The organism is Pseudomonas salicis (assembly GCF_057128705.1).
In genome coordinates this window covers 39,666-59,917 of record NZ_JBSKHU010000004.1, presented here as the reverse complement: position 1 = coordinate 59,917, position 20,252 = coordinate 39,666, and the positions used below count along the sequence as shown (strand labels likewise).

Below are 20,252 nucleotides of genomic sequence, written 5' to 3'. Positions count from 1 at the left end.
ATGACACTGCTCAGCGCCGCGGTCGGCGTTCAGGCCAAACCTCTTGTGGTCTGCACCGAAGCCAGCCCGGAAGGGTTTGACATTGCGCTGTACACCACCGCCGTCACCGCTGACGCTGCGGCGGAAACCATTTACAACCGTCTGGTGGACTTCAAGCCCGGCAGCACTGACATCCAGCCGGCCCTGGCCGAATCGTGGGAAATCAGCGAAGACGGCCTCAATTACACGTTCCACCTGCGCAAAGGCGTCAAGTTCCACACCACCGATTACTTCAAACCGACGCGCGACATGAATGCCGACGACGTGGTCTGGAGCTTCCAGCGTCAGCTGGACCCGAACCATCCGTGGCACAAACAATCGACCGTGGGTTTCCCGTACTTCGAAAGCATGGGCTTCAAAGACCTGCTCAAGAACGTCGAGAAGGTTGACGACAACACCGTCAAATTCACCCTGACCCGTCGCGAAGCACCGTTCCTGGCGGACGTTGCCATGGCCTTCTCCTCGATCTACTCGGCCGAATACGCCGATCAATTGCTCAAGAGCAATAAACTCGAAGGCCTGAACAGCCAGCCGATCGGCACCGGCCCCTTTGTATTCCAGCGCTACGCCAAGGATGCACAGGTGCGTTTCAAGGCCAACCCGGATTACTTCCGTGGCAAACCGCCAGCGGACACCCTGATTCTGGCCATCGCCACCGACAACAACGTGCGCCTGCAAAAGCTCAAGGCCAACGAGTGTCAGGTCGCGCTGTATCCCAAGCCAGATGACATTCCGAGCATCAAGAACGACGCGAACCTGAAGGTCGATGAGCTGAACGCGATGACCACCTCCTACATCGCGATGAACACCACCCACAAGTACATGAGCGACGTGCGGGTGCGGAAGGCCATCGACATCGCCTTCGATAAGGAAGCCTACGTCAACGCGTTGTTCGGCAAGGGCAATGCCACGGTCGGCGTCAACCCGTACCCGGACACCCTGCTGGGCTACAACAAATCGCTGAAGAATCCGGCCCACGATCTGGACAAGGCACGTGCCTTGCTTAAGGAAGCGGGCGTTCCGGACGGCACCGTGCTGACCCTGTTCACCCGCAACGGCGGCGGTCCAACCAACCCGAACCCGATGCTGGGCGCGCAGATGATGCAGTCGGATTTGGCGAAAGTCGGCATTAAGTTAGATATTCGCGTCATGGAATGGGGCGAAATGCTCAAACGTGCCAAAAACGGCGAGCACGACATGGTGTCGGCGGGCTGGGCAGGCGACAATGGCGACCCTGATAACTTCCTGACGCCGAACCTCAGCTGCGAAGCCGCCAAAAACGGCGAGAACTACGCTCGCTGGTGCAATGAGAAGTTCCAGACCCTGATCGATCAGGCACGGGAAAAAACCGACCCGGCCGAACGTGCTGCGCTCTATGAGCAGGCACAAGTGATCTTCAATCAGGATCAGCCATGGATCAGCATGGCGCACACCAAGATGTTCACCGCAATGCGCAAGAACGTAGAGGGCTACCACATTAGCCCTCTGACCACTAATAACTTCGCCACCACCCAGGTGAAGTAGAAGAAGAATCCGGCGGGTTCGCAAAAACGAACCCCGCTGGAACACGCCTAACCGGCAGATGAGGTACACGAGAAGATGTTTAGTTTTATCGCTCGCCGAGTGGGGTTACTGATACCCACCTTCTTCGGCATCACCTTGCTGACCTTCGCACTGATTCGCCTGATTCCGGGCGACCCGGTCGAAGTCATGATGGGTGAACGCCGGGTCGATCCGGAAATGCACGCCCAAGCCATGGAACGTCTTGGCCTGAACAAGCCCCTTTATGCGCAATACATCGATTACGTCGGCAAGCTCGCCCATGGCGACCTGGGCGAATCGCTGCGGACGCGCACGAGCGTGTGGACCGAATTCACTTCGCTGTTCCCGGCGACGCTGGAACTGTCGATTGCGGCGCTGATATTCGCTGGCATCATCGGGCTTCTGGCCGGTGTCATCGCGGCCTTGCGACGAGGGTCCCTGTTCGACCATGGGGTGATGGGCATCTCCCTGGCGGGGTACTCGATGCCGATCTTCTGGTGGGGCCTGATCCTGATCATGTTCTTCTCGGTATCGCTGGGCTGGACCCCGGTATCGGGGCGTATCGACCTGCTGTACGACATTCCGCCGAAAACCGGTTTCATGCTGATCGACACCCTGCTCAGCGATGAAGAAGGCTCGTTCATCGACGCCCTGCGTCACCTGATTCTTCCTGCCATCGTGCTGGGCACCATTCCGCTGGCGGTGATCGCCCGGATGACCCGCTCCTCGATGCTCGAAGTGCTGCGCGAAGACTACGTGCGTACCGCCCGCGCCAAAGGCCTGTCGCCTGCCCGCGTGGTGTTCGTCCACGGCCTGCGCAACGCGCTGATCCCTGTTCTGACCGTGTTCGGCCTGCAAGTGGGAACGCTGCTCGCCGGTGCGGTGCTGACCGAAACGATCTTCTCCTGGCCGGGTATCGGCAAATGGTTGATCGAAGCCATTGGCGCCCGTGACTACCCTGTCGTGCAGAACGGCATCCTGTTAATCGCCTGCCTGGTGATTCTGGTCAACTTCGTGGTGGACATCCTCTACGGCTTTGCCAACCCACGCATTCGTCACCAGCGCTGAGATCACTTTTTATGAGCACACCTACTCCCGTAGTAGCAGTCGATCAAAGCCTGCTCTACCCGTCCGTTTACAAAGAGTTCTGGCAGCATTTCTCGAAGAACAAAGGCGCCGTCGCGGGCCTGGCGTTCATGCTGCTGATCGTTTTCTGCGCCCTGTTCGCGCCGTGGGTCGCCCCTCACGATCCGAGCGAGCAATACCGTGACTTCCTGCTGACCCCACCGGTCTGGCTCGAAGGCGGTCAATGGCGGTTCCTGCTGGGCACCGATGAGTTGGGTCGCGACCTGCTGTCGCGTCTGATTCAGGGTTCGCGCCTGTCGCTGCTGATCGGCCTTTCGTCGGTGGTGATGTCGCTGATTCCAGGGATTCTCATGGGCCTGCTGGCCGGTTTCTTCCCGAGAATCCTCGGCCCGACCATCATGCGCCTGATGGACATCATGCTGGCCCTGCCGTCGCTGCTGCTGGCTGTGGCGATCGTCGCGATCCTCGGCCCTGGCCTGATCAACACCGTGATCGCCATCGCCATCGTTTCGCTGCCGTCCTACGTGCGTCTGACCCGTGCTGCTGTCATGGGTGAGCTGAACCGCGACTACGTGACCGCTGCCCGTCTGGCGGGTGCGACCCTGCCGCGCCTGATGTTCATCACCGTGCTGCCGAACTGCATGGCACCGCTGATCGTTCAGGCGACCTTGAGTTTTTCCTCGGCGATTCTCGACGCTGCGGCGTTGGGCTTCCTCGGTCTGGGTGTACAACCGCCAACGCCTGAGTGGGGCACCATGCTCGCTTCGGCCCGCGACTACATCGAACGCGCTTGGTGGGTGGTGAGTCTTCCGGGTCTGACCATTTTGCTCAGCGTGCTGGCAATCAACCTGATGGGCGACGGTCTGCGCGATGCGCTGGACCCGAAACTCAAGAACGCCGCCTGAGGACGTCCGAATGCCACTTTTAGAAATCAAAAACCTCAACGTTCGCTTCGGCGATGCGACTGCGACCCCGGTCGTCGACGGCCTGGACCTGGCCGTGGACAAGGGCGAAGTGCTGGCCATCGTCGGCGAATCCGGCTCGGGCAAATCCGTGACCATGATGGCGCTGATGGGCCTGATCGATCACCCCGGCATCGTCACCGCCGATTCCCTGATTTTCGACGGCAAGGACATGCTCAAGTTGAGCCCGCGCCAGCGTCGGCAGATCGTCGGCAAAGACCTGTCGATGGTCTTCCAGGACCCGATGACGGCCCTGAACCCCAGCTACACCGTGGGCTTCCAGATCGAGGAAGTGCTGCGCGCCCACCTCGGCATGTCGGGCCGCGCTGCGCGCCAACGTGCGCTGGAGCTGCTGCAGAAGGTTGAAATCCCGGGCGCCGCACAGCGTCTGGAGGCTTACCCGCACCAACTCTCGGGCGGTATGAGCCAGCGTGTGGCGATTGCCATGGCGATTGCCGGAGAACCGAAACTGCTGATCGCCGACGAACCGACCACTGCGCTCGACGTGACCATTCAGGCTCAGATCATGGACCTGTTGCTGGCCCTGCAAAAAGAGCAGGACATGGGCCTGGTGCTCATTACTCACGACCTCGCCGTCGTGGCCGAAACCGCCCAGCGTGTGTGCGTGATGTATGCGGGGCAAGCGGTGGAAGTCGGTCATGTGCCCGGTCTGTTCGACGTGCCTGCGCACCCGTACAGCGAAGCCCTGCTGGCCGCGATTCCCGAACACAGCATGGGCGCCGCGCGCCTCTCGACGCTGCCGGGTATCGTCCCTGGCCGTTACGACCGTCCGAGCGGCTGCCTGCTGTCGCCGCGCTGCCCGTACGTTCAAGAGACCTGCCGCCAACAGCGCCCTGCGCTGGACCCTAAAGCCAACAGCCTCGCCCGCTGCTTCTACCCGCTGAATCAGGAGGTGGCGTAATGAGCGAAATCGTATTGACCGCCCGTGACCTCACCCGTCACTACGATGTATCCCAGGGTTTCTTCAAACCTCACGCCACCGTGCGCGCCCTCAACGGAGTGTCGTTCGAACTGGAAGCCGGCAAGACGCTGGCGGTGGTCGGTGAATCCGGCTGCGGCAAGTCCACCCTCGCCCGCGCCCTGACGTTGATCGAAGAGCCTTCCTCGGGCTCGTTGAAAATCGCCGGGCAGGAAGTCAACGGCGCGACCAAGGAGCAACGCAAGCAACTGCGCAAGGACGTGCAGATGGTGTTTCAGAGCCCGTACGCCTCGCTGAACCCACGCCAGAAGATCGGTGATCAACTGGGCGAGCCGCTGCTGATCAACACCAAGCTGTCGGCGGCCGAACGCCGCGAGAAAGTGCAGGCGATGATGAAGCAGGTCGGTCTGCGCCCCGAGCATTACCAGCGCTACCCGCACATGTTCTCGGGCGGTCAACGTCAGCGTATCGCCCTGGCGCGCGCGATGATGCTGCAACCGAAAGTGCTGGTGGCAGACGAACCGACGTCGGCGCTGGACGTGTCGATTCAGGCACAGGTGCTGAACCTGTTCATGGATTTGCAGCAGGAATTCAACACCGGTTACGTCTTCATTTCCCACAACCTCGCGGTGGTGCGGCATGTGGCGGACACGGTGCTGGTGATGTACCTGGGGCGTCCTGCCGAAATGGGGCCGAAGGAGGAGATTTATAACCGCCCTCTGCACCCGTACACCCAGGCGCTGCTGTCGGCGACCCCGACGATTCACCCGGACCCGCTGAAGCCGAAGATCAAGATCGTCGGCGAACTGCCCAACCCGCTCAACCCGCCATCAGGCTGCGCCTTCCACAAGCGCTGCCCGTACGCGACCGAACGTTGCAGCGCCGAAATTCCGGAACTGCGCACCGTGGATAACCGTCAGGTGGCTTGCCACTATGCGGAACAGTTCGTGGCGTGATCGACGCCTGAACAGCAAAAGCCCCGCTTCGGCGGGGCTTTTTTATGGCTGCTTGGCACTCATCCGTGACACGTACACCGGGCCCACAGGAGATTCAGCTGAGCCCCCATTTTCTCGTCAGCGCCACTGTCCCTGTGGGAGCGAATTTATTCGCGAAAGATGCTTTGAACGCTAGAGATGTGTCGGATGTACTCGCCCCTCGTCGGATGCTGCCCAGAATGAATTCGCTCCCACAGGAGATTCAAGGCGCACGGAAAATCTCTGTACGCCATCCACCCTCTGAAAACCGCTACCCCCCTCAGTAAACGTCCCGGCGATAGCGCCCCTGTTCGATCAGCGCCTGAACCGCCTGCTCTCCCAACAACGCCTTCAACGTCTCATCAACGCCCGTCGCCATGCCTTCCAGACTGCCGCAAATGTAAATCGCGGCCCCCTCGGCCAGCCAGACACGCAGCTCGTCAGCAGCTTCCCGCAGGCGATCCTGCACATAGACTTTCTGCGCCTGATCACGGGAGAACGCCAGGTCCAGCCGCGCCAGCTCCCCGGACGCCAGCCAGCCGTTCAGCTCATCGCCACAATGGAAGTCGTGAGCCAGATGACGCTCGCCAAACAGCAGCCAGTTGCGTGGTTCGCCTTGGGCAATGCGGGCCTTGAGCAAACTGCGCAGCCCCGCCAGTCCTGTTCCGTTGCCGATCAGAATCATAGGGACCGACTCGGCCGGCAAGTGGAAACCACTGTTGCGACGTACCCGCAGACTGATCGCGTCTCCCACGGCCGCGTGCTCGGTGAGCCATCCAGAACCCAAGCCAAGGCTGCCGTCAGGATGAATCTCTTGACGAACGATCAGTTGCAGCGAGCCCTCTTCGGGAATCGACGCAATCGAGTATTCGCGCATGGCCAACGGCACCAGCGCGTCGACCAGCGCCTGCGCGTGCAGTCCGACCAGATGGCTGCGATTGGCAGGCAACTGGCGAGTGCTCAACGCCTGACCCAGCGTTTCATTCAAGCCATCGACCGTGACCGGAGTGTCCGCTGCAATGCCCAACCCGGCCAGGAATCGCTCGACCGCCAAGGGTGCGTTGCGTGGCAACACTTCGATCAGATCACCGGCCTGCCACTGCGTGTCGGAAGCTGAAATCAGACCGAGCAAAAACACCTTCGAACCAACGCTGCCAGGGTTCAGCCAATCCCGTTGCGCCAGCACCCAGTTTTCGTACTCCGGCGCTGTCCACGCGTTGGCCGGTGTCGAGCCAGTCAGCTCTCCCAACTGTTGCTGCCAATGTTTCAAGGCAGCACTGTCGCCGCTGTCCACTTCAACCGGGGCAAACAGCGTGTTGCCGCCACGTTCGGTCAACCAGTCGTGCAGGCGCTGAGCGAACCCGCAGAACTGTTGATATTGACGATCCCCCAACCCCAGGACTGCGTAATTGAGGTTTTCCAGGTCCAGCGGGCGACCCAACAACTTGCGCTCGAAACCCCGTGCGCTGTCAGGCGCCTCGCCGTCGCCAAACGTGCTGACCACGAACAAGGCGTTGCGGCTTTGATTCAGGTCCTGCTCCGTCACGTCTGCCAGCCGTTGCACGCGCACCGGCAAACCCGCCGACTGCAACTGCCCCGCCGTCTGCCACGCCAGTTGCTCGGCGAAACCGCTCTGGCTGGCGAAGCCAATCAGCCACGCCGGGCCTTGACTGCCATAAGCGCCAGGTGTCGAACCAGCGACCTCGCCCCGAGCATTGCGGATGTCACGCTTCTTGCGACGTCGGTCCAGATACAACAGCCAGCCGGTGATGAAAAACAGCGGCATCATCAGCGCAGCAAGAGTAATGACGAGACGCCCGGTCAGGCCCCAGTAACTGCCCGTGTGCAGCGCGTAGTTACTCACCAGCAGCTGCGCGCCGTAGCCCTTGTCGGTGTAGCGCGTGTTGGCTTTCAGTTGGCCGTTTACCGGGTCGAGGGTGATCTGGTTCAGAGCACGCGGGTGCGGCGCTGTTTTGAGAAGGTAGAAGACCGTTGCCATCTGACCTGGCGCCTGAGGCATGCGCAGGTTGTAAGTCTTCAGGTCCGGGCCAGCGGCTTTCTGGATCGTGGCCCAAATGGCGGCGTAGTCCGGCGCCGGAGCATCGACAGGTGTCGCGTCTTTCGGGCCCGGCCCAGGTCGCGGCCCTCCCCCGCCACGGCGCTGTTCGCCCGCCACGGGAGGGTCGCCGATGAGTGTGTTCAGGCCATTGCTGACCCAGTCGTAGGACCAGTTGAGGCCCGTGATCGCCAGCAGCAGGTAAACGATCAGGCACCAGGTGCCGAACACCGAGTGCAGGTCCCAGTTGAAGCTGCGCCCCTTCTTCGCCCAGTCCAGCGTCAGCCAGACGCGCCAGTTCAACGCTTGGCGAGGCCAACGCAGGTACAAACCGGACAGGCAGAAGAACAGCAGGATCAGCGTGCATGCGGCGGTGACTTGCTTGCCGTATTCACCGGCGGCCAGGAAGCGGTGCAGATTGAGGATGAAACCGAAGAAATCCTGACCGACCGCGTCTTCCTTGAACGCGCCGGTGAAAGGGTCGAAATTGTGCATCACACCCCGACGTTCGCCGGGTGCGGGTTTGAACCAGACCTGAGCGACCCGGTTGCCCTCGGTTTCGATACGAAACATCGAGACCGTGTCATGGCCCTGTGCTTCGACCTTGCTGACCATCTCGGCCAGCGACAGACGATGTTCGCCCGGCTGCACGAACAGCGTGTCGGGATTGAGCGCATCAATGATTTCCTCTTGAAAGGAATACAGCGCCCCGGTAATGCCCATCAGCGCCAACACCAGACCCGCCGTGATCCCGAAGAACCAATGCACTTGAAACAGGACCTTCTTCAACACCCTCGATCACCTCGATAACCCGCTGCAGCGCGCATTATGCGCACAAACGGAATGCATTCTCATGCGTGGCTGATTCTTTATTCGGTCACAACCCAGCACAGATCGCATCTAGCCTCGACTGCCGCCTTAGCCCCCATCTGTAGGAGTGAGCTTGCTCGCGATGGGAGTCTGCATGACACATAGGACATAACTGACACACCGCCATCGCGAGCAAGCTCACTCCTACAAGACTGTGGATTGCAAAGGGCGGTGTCGCACAAATACCCCACCCGCCAAAGGCAGGTGGGGCTTCAAGGTTCCGCTTCTTGATCAGAAGTGGAAGTTGGTGGTCAGCAGAGCGGTACGACCGGCTGCCTGGTTGGCGAAGTGCGTCGAGAAAGCTTTGTCGTAGTAGGTCTTGTCGGTCAGATTCTGCACGTTCAGTTGCAGGTCGACGTTCTTGGTCAGCTTGTAAGAAGCCATGGCGTCGTAGCGGGTGTAGGACGGTACGTAGACCGTATTGCCCGTATCACCCCAGACTTGGCCTACGTAGAACGCGCCGCCGCCAATCGTCAGCTTCGGCGTAACGTCATACGTGGTCCACAGACTGGCGCTGTGCTTGGCCGTGTTCGGCATTTCGTTGCCATCCTGCGAAGCGGCGCCCGCCGTCACAGCACCGTTACGGCCGACCAGACCGGAAGACACCAGTTCGCTGTCCAGATAGCTATAGCCTGCGAACACTTGCCATTGGTCGGTGAGCTTGCCGCTGGCGGACAGTTCCACACCGTCAACGCGGGATTTACCGGCGTTCTCGTACGTGTTGCTGCTCACCAATACCCGAGTGTTCTCCTTCTCGGTACGGAACACCGCCGCCGTCAGCGACAGACGCTCGTGAAGGAAGTCCCACTTGGTGCCCACTTCATAGTTCTTGGTGGTTTCCGGTTCCAGGTCGCTGGTCAGGACGCCGCCGCTGGCGACCAGCCCGTTGCCGTCGGTCCCTTCGTTGAGCATGCCGCCCGGCGGGGTCGCCGACGTCGCGAACGAGGTGTAGATGCTGCCGTTCTCGACGGGCTTGTAGACGATACCCGCCTGCCAGTTCCAGAAATTGCTGTTGTTCTTGCTGCGAGTGGTCGCGGCGGTGAGGCTGTCAGCCTTGGCCGAGGTATCGAAATTGTCGAAACGCGTGCCCAAGTTGACCTGCCATTGCGGGCTCAGCTCGATGGTATCGAAGGCATACAGCGAACGGGTGAAGCCGATGGTGTTGGTGCCTTTGTAGTTACGGGCAATGGTGCCACCGTAAGCGTCATCCGGATTCGGATTGCTCAGCGACGTACAAGTGCCACCGTAGACTTCACCCACCTGGCAACCGACGCCACCCGGAGAGGCTGCCGTCGGGTTGGTGTTCGCCGGGTTGGCAAAGGTATAACCGCTCACCTTGCTGACTTCGCGGGTCAGTTCGATACCGGTGGAGTAGCTGTTCTTGAACCCCAACAGCTGGAACTGGCCGAACAGGTCGGTCTGGTTGGTCGTGGTTTCAGTGGTGCTGACCCGGGCATTGGCACGGCGCCAGACGGTGCCACGGGTGTTGACGTTGTGCTGGCTGTCGTCCGGCTGAGTCAGTATGTAGTCCTGCCCCACGTTGCCATGACGGAAGGTGTTCTTCAGCGTCATGTCTTCATTGAAGTCATGCTCGAAGCTGATGGTCGAGATGTCGCTGCGTGTCTTGCGGAAGTCCCGATCTTTCAGACCATAGAAGTTGTTGCTGTTGCCCCCGTCGTTGGGCTTGTCGTGCACATGCGCAGCCGTTGGGGAGTTCGAGCCGTAGCCATACGGAATGCCCGAATCCGGCAGGTCGTTACCTTCAACGTGGTAGTAGCTCAGGTTCAGGCGGTTTTCGGTGCCCAGGCCGAAGGTCACCGACGGCGCCACGCCCCAACGGTCGTAATTGATCGCGTCGCGGCCGGCAACGTTTTGCTCGTGGCTCATCAGGTTCAGGCGAAACGCTGCGGTGTCGAGGAACTTGCGGTTCACGTCCAGGGTGTAACGGCGCGTCTGATCGGTACCGTAGGTGAATGCGCCATTGGTGAAGTCGTTGGCTTTTGGCAGCTTGCTGATCAGGTTGATGCTGCCGCCCGCCGAACCGCGACCGCCCATGGCCGAGTTCGGGCCCTTGCTCACTTCGATCGATTCGATGTCGAAGATTTCACGGCTCTGCGCACCGGTGTCACGCACGCCGTCGATGTAAGTGTCGCCTTGCGCGTCGAACCCCCGAATGAACGGACGATCGCCCTGGGGGTTGCCCCCCTCACCGGCACCAAAGGTGATGCCCGGCACGGTGCGCAGCGCGTCTTGCAGCGAGGTGGCCGCGGTGTCTTTAAGCACTTGCTGTGGAATGACGGTGACCGAACGCGGCGTGTCCTTCAGTGGCGCGGTGTATTTCTGCGAAGCGCTTTTTTCGGTCTTGTAGTCGGTGGAGTCTTGAGCCTCACCGGTAATGCTGGTCGCGCCCAGCGAAATGGCACCGCTGTTGGCTTTCTCTGACTCCTCGGCTGCATGGGCCATCTGCGAGGCCGACATGGCAGTCACGGCCATGCCGATAGCCGAGACGAGTAGTCGTGGTGAGCTGACAGACGGTTGTAATGAGAGGCGCGACATAAATGATTTCCTTCCCCAAGGAATGTTGAGGTCGCGGAATATAGTTGGGAATCATTTGTATTCGCATAAAACTTACAATCTTTACAATTTAGCTTTACGGATTTTCGTCGCTCATTCGTCTACAAGGGCCCGCAGGGTTTTACACGGCCAATAAGAATCACTACCATTCGTTACCTTTTTGCACCTGAGCGCTTTGGCCATGCTTCTACACATTCCCGCCCTGTTCACCCGCGAGGAAGTGCTGCGCATCCGCGAAGCCCTGGAGCAGACCGAATGGGCGGACGGCAAGATCACCGCCGGGCACCAGTCGGCCAAGGCCAAGCACAATCTGCAATTGCCTGAAGGTCATCCGCTGGGCAAGGAAATCGGCGCCGCGATGCTTGAGCGGCTGTGGCAGAACCCGCTGTTCATGTCCGCCGCCCTGCCCCATAAGGTGTTTCCCCCATTGGTGAACTGCTACACCGGCGGCGGCAGTTTTGATTTCCACATCGACAATTCCGTGCGTCAGGCCAAGGGCAGCATCGAGCGCGTGCGCACTGATCTGTCGTCGACGCTGTTCTTCAGCGACCCCGACGACTATGACGGCGGCGAACTGGTGATTCAGGACACGTTCGGCACCCGCTCGGTCAAACTGCCTGCGGGCGACATGCTGCTCTACCCCGCCACCAGCCTGCACAAAGTCAACGCCGTGACACGGGGCGCTCGCTACGCATCGTTTTTCTGGACGCAAAGCCTGGTGCGCGACGACGGTCATCGCACGCTGCTGTTCGAAATGGACACGGCGATTCAACAGCTCAGTCGTGACGTGCCCGATCACCCGTCATTGATTCAACTCACAGGCACTTACCACAACCTGCTGCGCCAATGGGTCGAGGTCTGATTCATGAGCTGGACACTGCGACGGGAAGACGTGCTGAACGGCCAACAACTGCGTGACATGCTTCAGGAGAATCCTGCGAGCGCGGCGCGGGCGATCCTGATTGCGGCGCAGGAGAACATGGTCGACGCTCAGGCGTTGCTGGGTCAGATTTTGCTGGACGGCACCGGCATCGAACAGGACGCGGCGCTGGCCCTGATCTGGTTTCAGATCGCCTCGCGCAACGGTCATGCGATGGCCACCAACATGGCTGGGCGTTGCCACGAGCACGGGTGGGGCTGCGAACCCGATGCCACCAAGGCTGCCGAGTATTACCGGCAAGCCGCAGAAGTCGAACTGGATTGGGGCTTTTATAACTACGGCAATCTGCTGGCGACCGGGCGCGGCGTCAACAAGGATCAGGCCCGCGCCCTGGCGTGTTATCGCAAGGCTGCGCACATGGGTCACGCCAAATCAATGAACCTGCTGGGCCGCTATCTCGAAGAAGGCGTGAGTTGTGAACAGGACGTGCAGGCCGCGCACGACTGGTATCGCCGCTCGGCAGAGGCTGGTGATTTTCGTGGGCAGTTCAGCCATGCCGCCGTGCTCGCCGATCATGGGCGAATCGAAGAAGCGGTCGTTTGGCTAAAAACAGCCCTTCAAATAGGCAACCTCAACTACTTGCGCGTGAGCCGCAAGACGCTGTTGCAAGCGAGGCACCCGCAGGTTCGCGCCTTGGCACTGGATTACCATCAACGTGCGGCAGAGATGGGCAATCAGGAAGACGCGGCGGAATATCGTGCACTTTTAAACGATTGAGGGGCGAAATATGTAACTCGGTTTGCCTGAATGAAATTTCAAAACACCTGCAATCACATCTTCCCCCCCTGATTTAATTGAGCGAACTCGACTCTCTCTTTCACAATCCTGAATTGTCCTACAGGCACAGACTATTTTTCCGCTTTGACCTCTTCAAAAGCACAACTTAATCTCCTTCTCGTGCAGACACATTAAACACTCTGCATCTGAAGCATTTATTAACTTCAGAAAAGTAACGCGACATCATTAAAGGACTAATGATATGTCTCAATTTGCAGAAAACCTTGCGACCGACGCAGCAATCGATCCTGCGAGACTGTTTGGCTCATCGGTAGCGACCCCGCAAGACGATGCCCGAGACACCGGGCTGATCCTGACCAAAGAGCAGGTCAAAAACCTCAAGAAATACGAGATTGCCGGCTTGGCACTCCCCACCGTTCTGAAAGACGTCATTGCCTATCTGGGTTACGAAAGGGGCGCGGGCCGTGGCCTGGAGGCTGCTGACTTTCAGCAGACGTTCAAACTCATCAACGGCCACGCCCGACTGTGGAATCCTCTGCGCACAGACCTGCTGACCGTTAACACCAAACTCGTGGTGTTCGCCGGCTCCATCCAGGTCTATGGCGCAAGCATGCAAGAGGTCTTCGACGACATAAAGACACTGGGTCTGATCGAAAAATACAACATCAAGACACTTGAAGACCTGCGCAAAGTCGAACTTCAGCTGGGCAAAAAATTCCCGGGCATTGAGGCCGAAGATCGCAATGACCTGGGTTATTACCTGGACCAGATTCTCAATAAAGTGAAGGAGCAGGAAACTGAAGCCCTTCGTATCAAACAGCGTCTTGACGCGTTTGGCAGACAATTGTCTGAACAAGTAGGCCCGGCCATCAAGTTCAAGCTGTCACTCATTGACAACAACAAGCTCGGTAGCGAAATCAAAGCACTGCAAGTAAAAATCGATAACCGCGCACTGGCCATCGAAGAGAAAAACAAGGAATACAAAGAACTGGTCAAGCAGGCGATTGGTGCCGTCGCGGGCAATCTGGTCATGATGATTTACTCCAGTGTTCAAGCCGAAAAGATCCGAAAAGAACGCAATAAGTTGACCGAAGAGCAGGAAAAGGACATCGCGCTGATGGCGCAAAAGAACCGGATCCTGGCGTCGCTTGGCCGGGTTCGGATGGACTTTCAGAACCTTGACCTCATCGTGATTGACGCTGACATCGCCACCAAGAACCTGATCAGTGTCTGGAACTCGCTGGGCACATTCATCGCCAGTTCCGCAGCTGAAGTCAAAGGCATCAACGATGCGCTGTCCATGCGCCGGTTCAAAAATCAATTCAACCTGGTGGTTAAACCGTGGGAAACCATCGAGGTGGACGCCAAAAAATTAGAACGCGTGTTTGCTGAAGCTGACCGCGAATTCAGAGAAGATTACGGAGTTTAAACCATGAGCACTATTTCCCGATTCCCGACCCGCGTCGATTACCCCGAATTGGACATCCACGCGCTGCAACAGGCGAAGACCCAAGCATCGAACGCCACCATCGAGGTGAAGCGGCTTTTCATTCAGACGCAGTACTTGCCCTCATTGCATGGACGAATCTCTGATCTGGATCGTTCGCTACGTAACGCACATTCCAAGCTTCGCGACATCGCCCAATCGATGGATATCCTGTTAGGCATCAACGTTGGCACACTCCGCGAACTTCATGAGGAGTTCCAGAGCGCCCCCGAGTCCGATAAGGAAGAAATCATCGAGGACATCGTTCATCGAGTTGAAACCATCCTGGGTATCGTCGGCAAGAAAGAGATGACGCTCAGCAATCTGATGACCGCCCTGGCAAGTCCCATTGACCGCGCCGCCACCCAGTCGTACATCAAGCAACTCGAAGACGATCAAGCGCGTTTGCCGTCGGAAGTGCTGGAAATCAAGGAACGCCAGACTGCGCTGGAAGAAAAGCGAAAAGCGCTGACAGACGCAATGGCGGTGATCGAAGCCAAGGGTTTCAGCGCACTGGCGAAAGACACAGCGTTGACCGCGCAGGAGCTGGTGAAACTGGGCATGACGCCACCTCAGTTGATCGCGGTGGAAGGCGCCATTGAACTGGTGCAACAGATCCTGGAAAAAGCCGAAGGCCTGATCAACTACCTTGGCATGGTCGAAGCCCGCAACACCCTGCGCAAGCAGATCGATGCGCTGATCGCCAGCACTCAGGAAAAGGCCCATGAACTGCGTCTGGTCACGTCCAAAAAACAGCTGATCGTCGCATGCCATGATTTCGACGATCACCGCGCGCAGTACATCGCCGAGTTCGAAAAAATCGTTGCAGCCAAGCGCTCTTTCCTGAGCACGCACAGCGCTGTCAATGCTGAGAATCAGGACACTATCGCTCAACTCATCGTAGACGCGCTGGCACTGGCGAAACATCTGAAAGTGATCCCCTGACATTCATCTTCAGCGCTGAACAGCGCCGGCCGGGAAGAGCGAAGCCTGTTCGTCCCGGCTTCTTACCTGAGGCCGCTGGACTCACACCAGCCCTGCCTCTCTCGCACTTCCTCTCATGACAGGATCAACATGATGAACCCTTCCAATGGACTGGATGACGCCCCCCTTCGCACTGAGAAACTTGATCAGGCGCAGCGCCTGCCTGGCACATTGATCGCTGCGGCGGCGGGCACGGATAAAGAAGCCGTTCGCGCGCCCGGCCTCATTCTGACGAAAGAACAATTGATCAATTTGAAGCGCTATGAAACCTATGGCCTCGCGCTGCCGACGACGCTTAAAGAGGTTGTCGGGTATCTCGGTTACGAAAAAGGTGCGGGCCCTAATCTCGAAGCCAAGGATTTTCAGGCAAGTTTCAGCCGCATTCATCGTCATGCATCACAATGGAATCCGCTTCGCACCGACCTCATGAACGTCGGCAGTGAGTTGTGGGTATTCGCCGATCAGATGCAGGTGTATGGAAAAGCTGCCCAGCAGCTTTACGACGAAATCAAGGCCAAGTCTTCCGAAGCATTGGCTCCGGAAGATCACGCGGATTTCCTGCACTACGTTCAAGAGGTGGCTACCCTCGTCCTGCGCCGCCAGGATGCGACAGTGGCGCTCAAACGTCGCCTCGATACTTTCTCCGATCAATTGTCGGCAGACGTGATGCGTGATTTGACGGGCAAGTTAAAAAGCATCGACACCCACTCTATGCCTCAGGACATTCGGGACCTGAACAACGCCATCAATCGGCGGGCCACGGACATCGAGGAGAAGCAGCGGGAATACCAGACTTTGGTCAAGAAATCGGTTGGCGCAAGTTTTGCGCTGGTTGGCCTGGGCATCTACTACGGCATCGATGCCGACAAGGTGCGCAAACAGATCGATGCGCTGCGCCTGCAACAAGAGAAAAGCATCGATCTGTTGTCGCAGAAAAACACTATCCACGCCTCATTGCAGCGGGTACGCAATGATTTGCAGGACCTTAATCTGGTCATTGTCGACGCCTACACTGCGACCACGAACATGGCGGTCGTGTGGGTGGCCCTGGACACCTATCTGAAACATTCGGTTCAAGAGGCAGGCAAGATCGATAGCACGCTGGCTCTTCGTCGTTTGCTGAACGCTTTCAAACAGGTCGCCAAGCCCTGGGAGCAAATCAAAACCCAGGCGGACCTGTTGCTCAAGGTGTTCAAAGACGCCGACCGTGAGTTCCGCAGAGATTACGGGCATCAATGACCATCTGTAACGCCAAGGAGGGCGCACTATGACAACGCATCTCATTGAATCCGAAGACGTCGCTTATCTTGGATTCAACATCGGCTATCTCGATAAGCTTCCTCAGTACATCGAAGCCTTCAAGATCAAACTCGACCTGGTGCCACAGGCCGAGTACGGCAAATACAAAGAGCCCGCGATGGATCAGACCGTTGCGACGGCGCGGCAGGGCGCTCCGCTCTGGCGCACCAGTGCGACGCAGATTCGCGCGATCCACCAAGACACCAAGAAGACACTGAGCGAGGTGATTTCCCTGTTGGACAGCAACCCGTTCGACAGCCGGATCAGGCAAATCACGCAGGACCTGTCACGTCACGAAGAGGCATTCAGACGACAACAGGCAGAATGCGAGCGCATCATCGTTTGCGCCAAACAGACCATCCCCCGGTTCATGGACTTCATGAACATGAGGACGTACGAATACGCGAAACGAAAAGGGCTGCTGATCAAAGGAGCCTCCAGAACACTTCCCGAGACACTCAACAGCGCGCTAAGAGATGAGAGCCGTCTGGCCTCGGCAAGAAGCAGCCTTGAATGGCATCGACGCGCCTACAACACGACGATTCTCTCGGCAGGCAATATGGGCGCTTATTGCTCACGCCTGTCTGGCCTTCTGAACGCCACGGTTCGGGAAGTCCGGGGTTTGAAGGCAAATCAGTCACCTCGGCGTATGAAGGTGTCCTGTCAATCAGCTGCCAGTTCTGCCCGTGAGGCGCAACGTCTGGTGGACTACACGTTCGCCCATATCCTGCGATTCAGTTTTTGAAATGCAAAAAAAACGGCATCTCAATGGATGCCGTTTTCTTATGAGCGCTGACGCTTAGATGTAGAACGATTTCAGCGGCGGGAAGCCGTTGAATTCAACAGCGCTGTAGCTAGTGGTGTACGCACCCGTGGACAGCCAGTACAAGCGGTCGCCGATGGCCAGGTTCAGTGGCAAGCCGTACTTGTAGTTCTCGTACATGATGTCGGCGCTGTCGCACGTTGGACCGGCGATCACGACTTCTTCGACTTCGCCTTTCTTCTCGGTCCAGATCGGGAACTTGATGGCTTCGTCCATGGTTTCGATCAGGCCGGAGAACTTGCCCACGTCGGTGTAGACCCAACGCTCGACGGCGGTGCGCGACTTGCGTGCAACCAGTACGACTTCGCTGACCAGGATACCGGCGTTGGCGATCAACGAACGGCCCGGTTCCAGAATGATTTCCGGCAGGTCATCACCGAAATCTTCCTTCAGGAAGCGAATGATTTCTTCAGCGTAGGTTTCCAGGCTGTTGGTGCGGGTAATGTAGTTGGCCGGGAAGCCGCCACCCATGTTGATCAGCTTGAGTTCGATGCCGTCTTCTTCTTTCAGGCGCTCGAAGATCACCTTCACTTTGGCAATCGCGGCGTCCCACACGGAGATGTCGCGCTGTTGCGAACCCACGTGGAAGGAGATGCCGTAAGGCACCAGACCCAGGTCACGGGCCAGGATCAGCAGGTCCATGGCCATGTCGGTCTGGCAGCCGAATTTGCGCGACAGAGGCCAGTCAGCGGTGGTCGAGCCTTCGGTCAGAATGCGCACATAGACTTTCGAACCCGGAGCGGCCTTGGCGATGTTGCGCAGGTCGGCTTCGGAGTCGGTCGCGTACAGGCGCACGCCCTTCTCGTAGAAGTAGCGAATGTCCTTGGATTTCTTGATGGTGTTGCCGTAGCTGATGCGATCCGGGCCAACGCCGCGGTCCATCACTTTATCCAGCTCGTAGATCGAGGCGATGTCGAAGCTCGAACCTTTCTCTTTGAGCAGGTCGATGATTTCGACGGCCGGGTTGGCCTTGACCGCGTAGTAAACCTTGGCGAATTCGAAACCGGCACGCAGGTCATCGTAGGCCTGACTGATCATGGCGGTATCGATGAGCACGAACGGGGTTTCTTGCTTGTCGGCGAACGCCTTCATTTTGGCGAAGGTGCTTTTCTCGAAATAGTCTTCGACCTGGATCGACATGCGGGGGACTCCTGTTGGCAAACGGTAAAAAACAATGGGTGCAAATGAACGTCCTCCGTATCCCCACTTTGGTTCGCCTACTTCCCAAGGCCGTTGACCGAAAGCAAAAAGGCCATCCGGTCATGCATCCCCGGTTGGCCTTGCTGTCTCGTCGTCAGTACTTGAGCCGGATGGATCGTTTCCAGCATGGACGTTCGGCGCGAACTTTAGGACCTGAAGGGCTGGAGATCAACAAAAAATGTCGCGTTTCTGCCCGTTTTTGCCAGACGGGCCAGTACGCTCGTTCAATCACCCTGTAGTAACCGACCGATGTGACAGGCTGATGTTCCCGCTGATCGAATAGGCAGACGAACGCACTGCAGCGGCACGACTTGCCAGCGGCTGTGATTTCGATGGCGCTGCCTTGGGAAGCCGTGCGGCGAGAGAGATGGGTCTCAGGCGAGAGAAGCGTTATCGGTGCCATCCCATCGCGAATGAATTCGCTCCCACAGGTCGATTGCATTTCGACCGTCAGAGGGTGGCAAGTGGTGCTGCTATAAAGGCTGAACGCGCGCTGACTGTGGGAGCGAATTCATTCGCGAAGCTGTGGGATCAGGCGCTGGGGGTTGCGCCTGATCCCGTTACCTTAAACCGACGCCGCCTGCTCCGCCGCTTCTGCTGGCGAAACGATATTGGTCTTCTTACCCCGCGACTGCCCCGAACTCAGGTACGCCGCGATCGACTCTTGCGTCACTTCGCCCAGGAACACGTTCTCGGCGTCCAGCACCGGCAGCCACGCGCGGTTGAACTCGTACATGCGCGACAGCAGGATGCGCAGGTGTTCGTCGTAGGCGGCGGTGGCGTTGAACGGGCGCAGGTATTGCTCGCAGGTGCCGGTCTGGCGGTGCAGGTCGCGGCGACGTACGTAGCCCATGGCCTTGTTCGCGGCGTCGGTGACGACCACGTAGCGGCGGTCATTTTCGTCCATCGCTTCCAACGCATCGGCCACCGGCGTTTCCGGGCTGACGCTCGGCGCGTTGTCGGCGGCGTCTTCGGCTTTCACCAACAACAGGCGCTTGAGGGTGCTGTCCTGCCCGACGAAGTTGCTGACGAAATCGTCTGCAGGGTGCGCCAGCAGCGTGTCCGGGTGATCGATCTGCAGCAGTTTTCCCGCACGGAAAATCGCGATCTTGTCACCCAGCTTGATGGCTTCGTCGATGTCATGGCTAACCATGATCACGGTCTTGTTCAGCGCACGCTGCATCTCGAAGAACTCGTTCTGGATCATCTCGCGGTTGATCGGGTCCACCGCACCGAACGGCTCGTCCATCAGCAGCAACGGCGCATCGGCCGCCAGTGCGCGAATCACGCCGATCCGCTGTTGCTGGCCACCCGACAATTCGCGCGGATAGCGATGCAAATACTGCTTCGGCTCCAGCTTTATCATGCTCATCAGCTCGCGGGCGCGGTCGTGGCATTTCTGCTTGTCCCAGCCCAGCAGCTTCGGCACGACCACAATATTTTCTTCGATGGTCATGTTGGGGAACAGGCCGATCTGTTGAATCACGTAGCCGATGTTGCGGCGCAGGGTCACTTCGTCGAGCTGAGTGGTGTCTTCGCCATTGATCAACACCTTGCCGGAGGTCGGCATGATCAGGCGGTTGATCATTTTCAGCGTCGTACTTTTGCCGCAACCCGACGGGCCGAGGAACACGCAGATTTCGCCTTCATTGACCGTCAGGCTCACGGAATCGACGGCCTTCACTTCCTTGCCGTTGCTCTGGAACGTCTTGGTGAGGTCTTGCAGTTCGATCATGGTC

Annotated in this window: 15 protein-coding genes; 11 read left to right on the top strand and 4 right to left on the bottom strand. The window is 58.5% G+C overall.

Annotated elements, in window-relative coordinates:
• From ACWKWE_RS15100 to ACWKWE_RS15080, 5 genes are all read left to right on the top strand, one after another.
• Nucleotides 1-1,563, top strand: coding sequence for an ABC transporter substrate-binding protein (locus tag ACWKWE_RS15100; protein ID WP_483851325.1), 1,563 nt, complete (start codon nucleotides 1-3; stop codon nucleotides 1,561-1,563).
• A 75-nt stretch (nucleotides 1,564-1,638) separates the two neighbouring features.
• Complete coding sequence (locus tag ACWKWE_RS15095; RefSeq protein ID WP_166593749.1) at nucleotides 1,639-2,649, top strand: ABC transporter permease subunit; 1,011 nt, start codon at nucleotides 1,639-1,641, stop codon at nucleotides 2,647-2,649.
• 11 nt (nucleotides 2,650-2,660) lie between these two features.
• A complete protein-coding gene (locus tag ACWKWE_RS15090; RefSeq protein WP_166593750.1) occupies nucleotides 2,661-3,572 on the top strand; it encodes an ABC transporter permease subunit in 912 nt (303 codons plus the stop codon).
• 10 nt (nucleotides 3,573-3,582) lie between these two features.
• Nucleotides 3,583-4,551 carry an ABC transporter ATP-binding protein gene (locus tag ACWKWE_RS15085; protein ID WP_166593751.1) on the top strand — a complete coding sequence of 323 codons (969 nt, stop codon included), beginning with the start codon at nucleotides 3,583-3,585 and terminating at the stop codon, nucleotides 4,549-4,551.
• A complete protein-coding gene (locus ACWKWE_RS15080) occupies nucleotides 4,551-5,525 on the top strand; it encodes a peptide ABC transporter ATP-binding protein (protein ID WP_483851004.1) in 975 nt (324 codons plus the stop codon). Before ACWKWE_RS15085 ends, ACWKWE_RS15080 begins: the two co-directional genes overlap by 1 nt.
• Before the next feature lie 298 nt (nucleotides 5,526-5,823).
• Here the strand turns inward: ACWKWE_RS15080 and ACWKWE_RS15075 are convergent, their stop codons facing one another.
• Nucleotides 5,824-8,388, bottom strand: a complete 2,565-nt coding sequence (locus ACWKWE_RS15075) for a PepSY domain-containing protein (RefSeq protein WP_483851324.1) — start codon at nucleotides 8,386-8,388, stop codon at nucleotides 5,824-5,826.
• A 312-nt stretch (nucleotides 8,389-8,700) separates the two neighbouring features.
• The gene (locus ACWKWE_RS15070; RefSeq protein WP_483851003.1) at nucleotides 8,701-11,025 is read right to left on the bottom strand and encodes a TonB-dependent receptor; all 2,325 of its coding nucleotides are present in this window, start codon (nucleotides 11,023-11,025) and stop codon (nucleotides 8,701-8,703) included.
• Nucleotides 11,026-11,224: 199 nt separating this feature from the next.
• Here ACWKWE_RS15070 and ACWKWE_RS15065 point away from each other — a divergent pair, with 199 nt between their 5' ends.
• From ACWKWE_RS15065 to ACWKWE_RS15040, 6 genes are all read left to right on the top strand, one after another.
• On the top strand, nucleotides 11,225-11,905 hold the full coding sequence (locus ACWKWE_RS15065) for a Fe2+-dependent dioxygenase (RefSeq protein ID WP_483851002.1): 681 nt from the start codon (nucleotides 11,225-11,227) through the stop codon (nucleotides 11,903-11,905).
• Between the two features lie 3 nt (nucleotides 11,906-11,908).
• The gene (locus ACWKWE_RS15060; protein ID WP_483851001.1) at nucleotides 11,909-12,700 is read left to right on the top strand and encodes a tetratricopeptide repeat protein; all 792 of its coding nucleotides are present in this window, start codon (nucleotides 11,909-11,911) and stop codon (nucleotides 12,698-12,700) included.
• A gap of 262 nt (nucleotides 12,701-12,962) precedes the next feature.
• Complete coding sequence (locus ACWKWE_RS15055) at nucleotides 12,963-14,150, top strand: alpha-xenorhabdolysin family binary toxin subunit A (RefSeq protein WP_483851000.1); 1,188 nt, start codon at nucleotides 12,963-12,965, stop codon at nucleotides 14,148-14,150.
• 3 nt (nucleotides 14,151-14,153) lie between these two features.
• A complete protein-coding gene (locus ACWKWE_RS15050) occupies nucleotides 14,154-15,152 on the top strand; it encodes an alpha-xenorhabdolysin family binary toxin subunit B (RefSeq protein ID WP_483850999.1) in 999 nt (332 codons plus the stop codon).
• 129 nt (nucleotides 15,153-15,281) lie between these two features.
• Nucleotides 15,282-16,430 carry an alpha-xenorhabdolysin family binary toxin subunit A gene (locus tag ACWKWE_RS15045; RefSeq protein WP_483850998.1) on the top strand — a complete coding sequence of 383 codons (1,149 nt, stop codon included), beginning with the start codon at nucleotides 15,282-15,284 and terminating at the stop codon, nucleotides 16,428-16,430.
• A 28-nt stretch (nucleotides 16,431-16,458) separates the two neighbouring features.
• Nucleotides 16,459-17,235, top strand: coding sequence for a hypothetical protein (locus tag ACWKWE_RS15040; RefSeq protein ID WP_483850997.1), 777 nt, complete (start codon nucleotides 16,459-16,461; stop codon nucleotides 17,233-17,235).
• Between the two features lie 54 nt (nucleotides 17,236-17,289).
• Here the strand turns inward: ACWKWE_RS15040 and ACWKWE_RS15035 are convergent, their stop codons facing one another.
• Both ACWKWE_RS15035 and ACWKWE_RS15030 read right to left on the bottom strand, forming a co-directional pair.
• Nucleotides 17,290-18,453, bottom strand: coding sequence for a type III PLP-dependent enzyme (locus ACWKWE_RS15035; protein WP_166593760.1), 1,164 nt, complete (start codon nucleotides 18,451-18,453; stop codon nucleotides 17,290-17,292).
• A gap of 625 nt (nucleotides 18,454-19,078) precedes the next feature.
• Nucleotides 19,079-20,248, bottom strand: coding sequence for an osmoprotectant ABC transporter ATP-binding protein OsmV (locus ACWKWE_RS15030; RefSeq protein WP_166593823.1), 1,170 nt, complete (start codon nucleotides 20,246-20,248; stop codon nucleotides 19,079-19,081).
• Nucleotides 20,249-20,252 lie beyond the last annotated feature (4 nt).